Source organism: Pseudoduganella sp. RAF53_2, assembly GCF_052113985.1.
Taxonomy (GTDB): Bacteria; Pseudomonadota; Gammaproteobacteria; order Burkholderiales; family Burkholderiaceae_D; genus Rugamonas.
This window is the reverse complement of the sequence record NZ_JBFRDW010000248.1, coordinates 1-7,882: the sequence shown is the minus strand read 5'-3', so window position 1 is coordinate 7,882 and position 7,882 is coordinate 1. Positions and strand designations below refer to the sequence as shown.

The 7,882-nt window shown below is 61.7% G+C and carries 7 protein-coding genes and 1 pseudogene; 1 reads left to right on the top strand and 7 read right to left on the bottom strand.

Translation table 11 applies throughout. The annotated features are described in order from the left end of the window. Positions 1 to 100 (top strand): annotated as a pseudogene (locus AB4Z11_RS15845) (antibiotic biosynthesis monooxygenase); the annotation flags it as partial. On the opposite strand, the gene AB4Z11_RS15840 reads toward AB4Z11_RS15845, so the two are convergent. The 7 genes from AB4Z11_RS15840 to AB4Z11_RS15810 all read right to left on the bottom strand — a co-directional run. Then, positions 97 to 2,100 (bottom strand): TonB-dependent siderophore receptor, encoded by a 2,004-nt coding sequence (locus tag AB4Z11_RS15840; protein ID WP_442026208.1) that lies wholly within the window; start codon positions 2,098 to 2,100, stop codon positions 97 to 99. The pseudogene AB4Z11_RS15845 and the gene AB4Z11_RS15840 overlap by 4 nt on opposite strands. 207 nt (positions 2,101 to 2,307) lie before the next feature. Beyond that, positions 2,308 to 4,071: a gamma-glutamyltransferase gene (gene ggt, locus AB4Z11_RS15835; protein ID WP_442026207.1), complete on the bottom strand. Its 1,764-nt coding sequence runs from the start codon at positions 4,069 to 4,071 to the stop codon at positions 2,308 to 2,310. A 6-nt stretch (positions 4,072 to 4,077) separates the two neighbouring features. Beyond that, positions 4,078 to 4,515 carry a hypothetical protein gene (locus tag AB4Z11_RS15830; RefSeq protein ID WP_442026206.1) on the bottom strand — a complete coding sequence of 146 codons (438 nt, stop codon included), beginning with the start codon at positions 4,513 to 4,515 and terminating at the stop codon, positions 4,078 to 4,080. 181 nt (positions 4,516 to 4,696) lie between these two features. Further along, positions 4,697 to 5,248, bottom strand: a complete 552-nt coding sequence (locus AB4Z11_RS15825; protein WP_442026205.1) for a PEP-CTERM sorting domain-containing protein — start codon at positions 5,246 to 5,248, stop codon at positions 4,697 to 4,699. A gap of 220 nt (positions 5,249 to 5,468) precedes the next feature. Beyond that, complete coding sequence (gene rpoH, locus AB4Z11_RS15820) at positions 5,469 to 6,380, bottom strand: RNA polymerase sigma factor RpoH (RefSeq protein WP_442026204.1); 912 nt, start codon at positions 6,378 to 6,380, stop codon at positions 5,469 to 5,471. Positions 6,381 to 6,596: 216 nt separating this feature from the next. Continuing rightward, on the bottom strand, positions 6,597 to 7,511 hold the full coding sequence (gene ftsX, locus AB4Z11_RS15815) for a permease-like cell division protein FtsX (protein WP_442026203.1): 915 nt from the start codon (positions 7,509 to 7,511) through the stop codon (positions 6,597 to 6,599). Further along, positions 7,508 to 7,882 (bottom strand): ATP-binding cassette domain-containing protein (locus AB4Z11_RS15810; RefSeq protein WP_442026202.1); only part of this gene is annotated, 375 nt, incomplete at its 5' end. The genes AB4Z11_RS15810 and ftsX, both read right to left, overlap by 4 nt.

The window sequence follows — 7,882 nt, the reverse complement described above, 5'->3', positions numbered from 1 at the left end:
GTTCCAGAATTATCGCCTGCGCATTGCGAGCGTGGTGCGCGACTATGGCATGAACGAGCGTGAGCAGGCTCCTGCCGATAGCCGCGCGCGGAACGGTTAATACTTCCAGCTCAGCGTCACGGATGCATTGCGCGGCGCTGCGTAGTAAGCCTGGCTCCAGTACAGGGAAGTCAGGTATTTGCGGTCCGTGAGGTTGTTCACGTTGGCCGACACGCTGAAGTGTTTATCGATGTCGTAGCGCGCCATCAGGCCCACCGTTGCATAGCTGCTTTGACGGATGGTGACGCCGTCCGCCTCATCGCGCCAGGTCTTGTCCTGCCAGTTCGCGGTTGCGCCCAGCTTCAACTGCGGCACGGCAGGCAGCTGGTAGGTCAGCGAAGTACGCAGCAGGCGGCGCGGAATAAAGGTGCGTACGGCCTTGCCGTCATCGCCTTCCACCGTCAGCACGGTGAAGCCAGCGGTAGCCTGCAAGCCGCGCGCCAGTTCGCCGGACAGATCAAACTCCACGCCTTTCGATTCCGCGTTGACGCCGCGGTAGAAGGCTTTCGGGCCGACATAGCCTGCCTGTTCAGCGGTGTTGTCCTGCTTCGTTTTGAACAGTGCACCGGAAGCGTTCAGCTTGCGGTCGAACCATTCGCCTTTCAGGCCCACTTCCACGGTGCGGCCTTCAACTGGCGCCAGAGGCTGGCCGGCTGCGTCGGTTTCGCTTTGTGGGTTGAAGATGCCGGTGTAGCTGGCATAGGCCGACAAGGCCTGGTTGATGTCGTAGACCAGACCCACGTAAGGCGTGGTCTTGGTGGCCGAGCGGTATTTGCTGACGCCATACGACAGGCCGGAGCTGTCCACGGTGGCGAAGGAAACGCCGGTAAGCAGCTTCAGATTATCGGCCAGATCCCAGCGTGCGGCGGCGAAAGCGGTTTTGCGTTTGTCTTCATACGAGCTGCCGTCGATGGCGGCGTCGAAGGTAGGCTCGGGATAGATGCCTTGCCAGGTGGTCAGCGGCGGCAGCGCCGCGCCGATGCCCTGGCCGTAGTGCGAGATATCGTCCAGCGTAGACTTGGACCAGGAACCGCCGAAGCTCAGATCATGCGTGCGGCCAAACAGCTGGAACTGGCCCGTGGCTGACACGTCGAACAGCGTTTGCTTGTTGGATGCGTCATACAGCGAAGGGTAGGAGAACAGGCCCAGTTCCGTCGCGCGGTCGGGCTGGCCATAGACGTAGAACAGTTTGGAGTTGGTGTTGGTGGTCGCGCGCGACAGCGTGGCCTGTGCACGCCAGCCGTTCTCGAAGTGATGCTCGAATTCAAGGAAGCTGCGCTTGTTCCGCGTGCGGTTGCGTGCCCAGTCGGTGGCGGTGCTGGTGCCGACGTCGTAATTGGTGGGCGAGCCGTCGGTGTAGTAGAGCGGCAGCGCGCCCCACAGGCCGCCGCGCGTTTTCGCGTCCTGGCTGGTGAAGCCGCCGGTCAGCGTGGTGTCGCGCGACAGCTTCGCTTCCAGCACGCCGTAGAAGACTTTGCGGTCGTTGGAGAAGCGGTCCAGGTAAGAGTCGCCTTCCTGGTAGGAGGCGACCACGCGTCCGTTCAATGTGCCGGCTTCATTCAGCGCGCCGGAAATGTCGCCTTGCACGCGATGCTGGCCCCAGCTGCCCAAGGTAGCGCTCGCAGAAGCCTGAAAAGCGGCGGTCGGGCGCTTACGGATGAAGTTCACCGTGGCGGAGGGATTGCCGGTGGCGGACATCAGGCCATTGGCGCCGCGGACGATGTCGATGCGGTCATAGAGGGCGGTATCCAGATCGCCGGTCACGTTACCGAAGACAAAGGGAATGCCGACGCCGTCATACTGGAAATTGACGATGTCGAAGCCGCGCGCGGTGTAGTAGGTGCGGTCGGTTTCCACGCGCTCGACGGTGACGCCGGTGGTGCTGGCGAGGACATCGTTGACGGCGTCGAGGCGGAAGTCTTCGATGCGGGCGGCAGTCACGACGGACACGGATTGCGGCGTTTCGCGCAGGCTCAGGTCGAGGTGGGCGGAAGAGGCGCTGCGGCGGGTGGTATAGCTGTCCGGCGATTCCGCCTCACCCTTGACCACGACGGTTTGCATGACAGGCTCAGGCGCGGCTTCATCAGCAGGCGCATCAGCCCAGGCAGCGCCTCCGCAAACCAGCGCGGCGGCAAGAGCAAATGGACGAAGTCGGGAGGCGGGAACAGGCAGCARCATTTTCTTCCTTTTTATAGAATGCAAATGAGAATGATTCGCATTCTATAGCGCGACGCAAAAAATGTCCACCTTGGGGTCAGACCCCAGGTTTTAGTGGGCGGGGTGTTGGACGAGCGCGGCGCCGGCGCCGTGACGGTGGGCTTCGCTGACGGCGGTGACTGTGCCATCCTGGTTGAAGACGATGGCGTTGGCTGCGCCGATTTCTTCCGGTGTCGCCGACCAGCGCTGGCCGAAGCGTTCCAGCGCGCGGGCCTGGGCGGTGCCGGTGAAGCCAGGTTCGATGTCGGTGCTGTCGCCGTTGCGCTCGGAAATGCGCGGCGCGTTGAGCGCCTCGTCCATGCGCATGCCGAGGTCGAGGTAGTTGAAGATGGTTTGCAGCACGGTGGTGATGATGGTCGAGCCGCCCGGACTGCCAACCGTGAACGCCGGCTTGCCATTGCGGAAGACGATTGTCGGCGCCATGCTGGAGCGTGGACGTTTGCCCGCTTCCGGTACGTTCGGCGCCGGCCCCGTGAAGTCGAAGTCGGTCATTTCGTTGTTGAGCAGGAAGCCGTAGCCCGGCACGGTGATGCCGCTGCCGCCCCACGATTCGATGGTGAAGGTGTAGGCGACGATATTGCCGTCCTTGTCCGATACGGTCAGATGCGTGGTGTGGGCGCTCTCCGGCAGCATGCGCGCCGCGGCGGCTGGGCGCAGTGGCACGCTGGGGTCGTGCTGGAAGACATAGGGATCGCCCGCCTCAGCATGCGGCATGGCGTGCTGCAGATTGATCAGCCCGCGGCGCCTGGCGGCATAGTCCTTGTTCAGCAGGCCCGCCACAGGCGCTTCCACGTACTCGGGATCGGCCAGATAAGCATTGCGGTCGGCGAAGGCGAGGCGCGACGCTTCCATGTAGATGTGCTCGGCCTGATCGCGCGGCATGCCCTTGAATTCATAGCCTTCAAGGATGTTCAGCGCCTCGGCGATGGTCACGCCGCCGCTGCTGGGCAGGGGCATGCCGTACAGTTCGTAGCCGCGATAAGTGCTGCGCACAGGCTGGCGCAGCCGGGCTTCGTAGTTGGACAGGTCGGCCAGCGTCATCTTGYCGGAGCGGACGGAAACGCCGGCAGCCACCGGCGGCGCGTTCACCGCGTCGACAATCGCCTGCGCCAGCTTGCCGTGATAGAAGGCTTTCACGCCGCCAGTGGACAGCAGCTGGTAAGTCTTCGCCAGATCCGGATTGCGTAGCAGGGTGCCGGCTGGGATAGCCTTGCCGTTGCGCAGATAGAGCGCGGCCGTGGCAGGGTATAAGCTGAATTTCTGCTCGTTGCCCTGCACCAGATGGCTGAAGTTGGCATTCACGCGGAAGCCATCCGAAGCGACCTTGATTGCCGGCGCCAACACCTGCTTGAAGGACATGCTGCCGTAGCGGTCCAGTGCTTCATGCCAGCCGCGCACGGTGCCCGGTACGCCGACCGCCATGCCGCTGGCCACCGCTGTTTCGAAATCGATGGGCTTGCCGTTGGCGTCCACGAACGCGGTCGGCTCAAACGAGGCGGGGGCCACTTCGCGGTGGTCAATGGTAATCACGCGTTTTTCTTTGGCCAGGTAGATGACCATGAAGCCACCGCCGCCAACGCCGCAGCTGAAGGGATCGGTCACGCCCAGCGTAGCTGCCGCCGCGACTGCGGCGTCCACCGCATTGCCGCCCTTGTTCAGAATGGCCAGCGCGGACTGCGATGCCTGCTCGCTGATTGTCGCGACGGCGCCGCCGGTGCCGGTCGCCATAGGGCTTTTGGCAGAGGCGGGCTCAACGAGCGCCAGCGAAAGGATGATGGAGAAGACGAGGGTGCTGGCGCGTCGTTGTGGGCTCATGGGCAACTATATCGGTTGTGCAATATTTACACGCAAGCTTACCCGATAATTTGGCGGCGGAGCTTTCAAAGCCGGCGGTTCGGCCGGTTCCAGCCCTTGCAGCGTAAAGGTCAGGCCGTTGCGCGTGAGGGTTTTGGCGGCGCCCGGCATGTCGTCGGCCAGCACGAAGTTGCTGCTGCCTTTTTTATCGTTCAGCACGAAGCTGTAGCTGATGTAGCCGGCCCACACGCACACGGCGCCAGTCTTGCAGCGGCTGTCGTTGATGCGTTCGAGCTTGAGTGTGGTGGATGGCGCCAGTGTGACGGTTTCGCCCTGCGTCAGCACATAACTCTCGCTGGTGCGGGGGGCGGGATGGGACGCGGTGCCGGCCGGTGGCGCGCTGCAGGCGGCGGCAATGACCAGGGATAAACCCGCAAAGCAGGTGCCAATGACTCTCAGTTTCATGATGTCCTCCCTGAAGGCATGCTTTCATCTTAGCAAAGTGCCACCCAGGCCGGCGCACTGATGAGTCAGACCCGGGTGTAAAGATTTCCGACAGTTACTCGATATTGCATAAGGGAACTTAAAGTAGGGGTAAAAAAAAGCGCCCACGGAGGGGCGCCAGTTTTTGTTGTTTTTGTTGTGGTTATGCTTTGCGGCGGCGCAGACCGCTCAGGCCAAGCAGGCCGGCGCCCAGCAGGGCCAGGGAAGCTGGCTCTGGCACTTCCTGGGATGGTGCGCCACCACCGCCTGCGCCCGGACCTTGCGGTGCAGCCGGGGTTTGCAGGTCGGTCAGGATGGAGAAATTGCCGCCGTTTTTGTTTGGGGTGGTCACTTTCAGCGCCAGGGTGTGCACGCCGCCGGTAAACACCACGTCGTCGTACCAATTGGTGTAGCCAGCAGGCGCCGCAGCGTTGGACTGGGTCAGCAGGGTGCCGTCCAGGTAGAAATAGTACAGGGTGCCATCCTGGTTGCCGCCCGGCTGGGGGAACAGGAAGTCGAACGTGCCGCCATTGATGCCGGCGTCGACCTGGAGGGTGGACAAACCGTTCAGGTCAGCGGCGCGCATGGCTGGGTTCGCGTTGTCGTTATTCCAGTGAGCAGCAATTGACAGATTATCGGTCAGCAGAAGTGGGGCTGCGGACGCAAGTCCGGTGGCTGCGGCGCAGACCAGTGCGAGAGCGGTTTGTTTGATCATGGTATTTCTCCGGGTGATTGACTTCGCTTTACATCAAGCAAGTGCCATGCCATCGGAGAAATGCGTGTTGCATCAAGGACTTATAAATTTCTGGAAAACCATGGTGTAAAAAATATCGACAGTTAGTAAGTCGAAATAGTAACCCGCGTTCAATATTGTTTAGAAAATAAAAAAAGCGCCGGGCCTTACGGCACGGCGCCTTCCGGAAATCAGCGAAAACTTAGATGTAGGCCGCCAGGGCAGTCTTCATCTTCTTCAGCGCGGCCGCTTCGATCTGGCGGATACGCTCGGCCGACACGCCGAACTCTTCCGCCAGCGTATGCAGGGTGGCGCCCGAACCGTCGTCGTTGGCCAGCCAGCGCGCTTCCACGATACGGCGAGAGCGGGCGTCCAGCTTGGACAGGGCAGTTTCCAGACCCTCGGATTGCAGACGGGTCACCTGTTCGGCTTCCAGCACCTTGGTTGGCTCGGTATTGTCGGAAGACAGGTAGGCGATCGGGGAGAACTTGTCGTCTTCCTCGTCGCTTGGCGATTCCAGGGCAATATCGCGGCCGCTCAGGCGGGTTTCCATTTCAATCACGTCTTCGCGCTTCACGTCCAGGGCTTTCGCCAGCTGGTCGATCTGGTCGGGCGACATGGCGTCCAGGCCTTGCTTGTGGCTGCGCAGGTTGAAGAACAGCTTGCGCTGGGCTTTGGTGGTAGCCACTTTCACCAGGCGCCAGTTCTTCAGAATGTATTCATGCATCTCCGCCTTGATCCAGTGCATGGCGTAGGACACGAGGCGCACACCCTGGTCCGGATCGAAGCGTTTGACGGCTTTCATCAGCCCGATATTGCCTTCCTGGATGAGGTCGGCGTGCGRCAGGCCATAGCCCAGGTAACCGCGCGCGATCGACACCACCAGTCGCAGGTGAGACATAACGAGCTTCTCCGCAGCCTTCAGATCATTCTTGTTCTTCAGGTCACGGCCCAGTTGTACTTCTTCCTCGTGCGAGAGCATAGGCAGGCGATTGACTGCCGAAATATAGGCGTCAATGTTGCCAAGTGGAACCAACGCGTTTTGTACGGACATCGTGGTCATAGTTCTATCCTCGCTTCGAAGGGAATCTTTCATAGTCACAGCATGCCTCATGGAACTTAACTCTTACTTAATTGAAGCCTTGCTGGTTGAACATATATTAGCACTCTCCTTCGATGAGTGCCAATCATGGAAAATCTATGATTGCGATAGCAATACTGCTATGAGGAAAGGCTCCTCCATAAAAGGCAGGATAGACCTGGAAGGGGATGGGCTCTGTGCGAGAACGCACTTGTGACACCGGGAGCGGCGCGCGCTCCCGGCAGGGACTTAATTCAGGCGGGACAAATGGCGCTGCACGGACAGCGAGGCGCCAACCAGGCCCAGCATCGCTGACAGGGCCAGCAGGGCGGTCATGGACACGGGATCGAGCGGGACCAGCTGGAATTCGCTGGCATACAACCTTGCAAATTCAGCAATTGCCGTATTCAGCGGGCGCAGGGCCAGCGCCACTGCCCCCAGCGCCACCCCGCCCGCGCACAGGCCGAGCAGAGCACCCGTGTAATAGAAGGGGCGGTGGATGAAGCTGTCGGTCGCGCCGATCAGTTTGGACACCAGAATCTCTTCACGCTGGGTCAGCACTTGCAGGCGAATCGTGTTGAATACCACCGCAATCACCACCGTGCCCAGGGTTGCAGCCAGCAGCAGCAGGGCCAGACGCAGGATGCCCAGCAGGGCGGCCAGACGCTTGACCCAGGCGGAGTCGACCTGCACCGATTCCACACCCGGCAGAGCGCGCATCTGGTCGGCGATGGCATCGATCTGGGCGCTTTCGGCCGCGCTCTTGTAGGCGTTGAGCTTGACGATGTAGCTGTCCGGCAGCGGGTTTTCACCCAGTGTGTTGAGCACGTCGGACAGCCCGCTCTTCGCATGCAGCTGTTCCAGCGCTTTTTCACGCGGCACGAAGACGATCCTGGCGTCCTTGCTGATCGCACGCAGATTGCCCGCAATGCCGGCTGACTGCTCGCGCGGCGTGTCCTGCTTCATGAACACGCTGAGCTCGGGCTCGACCGCCATTTGCTCGGACATGGGGCGCACGTTTTCCAGCAGGGTCACGCCCATGAAGGGCAGAGCCAGGGCGATTGCCACCACCAGGATATTGAACAGGAAAGAGCCCGGCGCGCGGCGCAGGTGCACTAGGGCGCCGCCGAGCGCGAAGGCGTGCTGGCGGAAGAAGGCGCTCATGCGGCCTCCTTCATCAGTTCGCCGCGTTCCAGATGAATCACACGCGCGGCGCTGTCCAGCACCTGCTCGTCGTGGGTGGAAATCAGGCAAGTCACGCCGACCGAGTGGAAGGCGCGCAGAGCGTCCAGCACCTTGTTGGCGCTGGCGCGGTCGAGATTGGCGGTGGGCTCGTCGGCCAGGATGATTTGCGGACGGTTCACGATGGCGCGCGCGATCGAGACGCGCTGCTGTTCGCCGCCGGACAAGGCCAGCGGATCGGCATCGGCGCGCTCGCCCAGTCCCACTTTATCGAGGGCGGCGCGGGCACGCTGCTCGGCGGCGGCTTTCGGCGAGCCCGTCACCAGCAGGGGCATCATCACATTGGCCAGCAC

What these genes read in the sequence shown, in the direction of transcription:
- AB4Z11_RS15840 (WP_442026208.1), bottom strand. Translation starts at nt 2,100, where the DNA reads ATGCAAACCGTCGTGGTCAAGGGTGAGGCGGAATCGCCGGACAGCTAT.
- AB4Z11_RS15830 (WP_442026206.1), bottom strand. Translation starts at nt 4,515, where the DNA reads ATGAAACTGAGAGTCATTGGCACCTGCTTTGCGGGTTTATCCCTGGTC.
- AB4Z11_RS15825 (WP_442026205.1), bottom strand. Translation starts at nt 5,248, where the DNA reads ATGATCAAACAAACCGCTCTCGCACTGGTCTGCGCCGCAGCCACCGGA.
- ftsX (WP_442026203.1), bottom strand. Translation starts at nt 7,511, where the DNA reads ATGAGCGCCTTCTTCCGCCAGCACGCCTTCGCGCTCGGCGGCGCCCTA.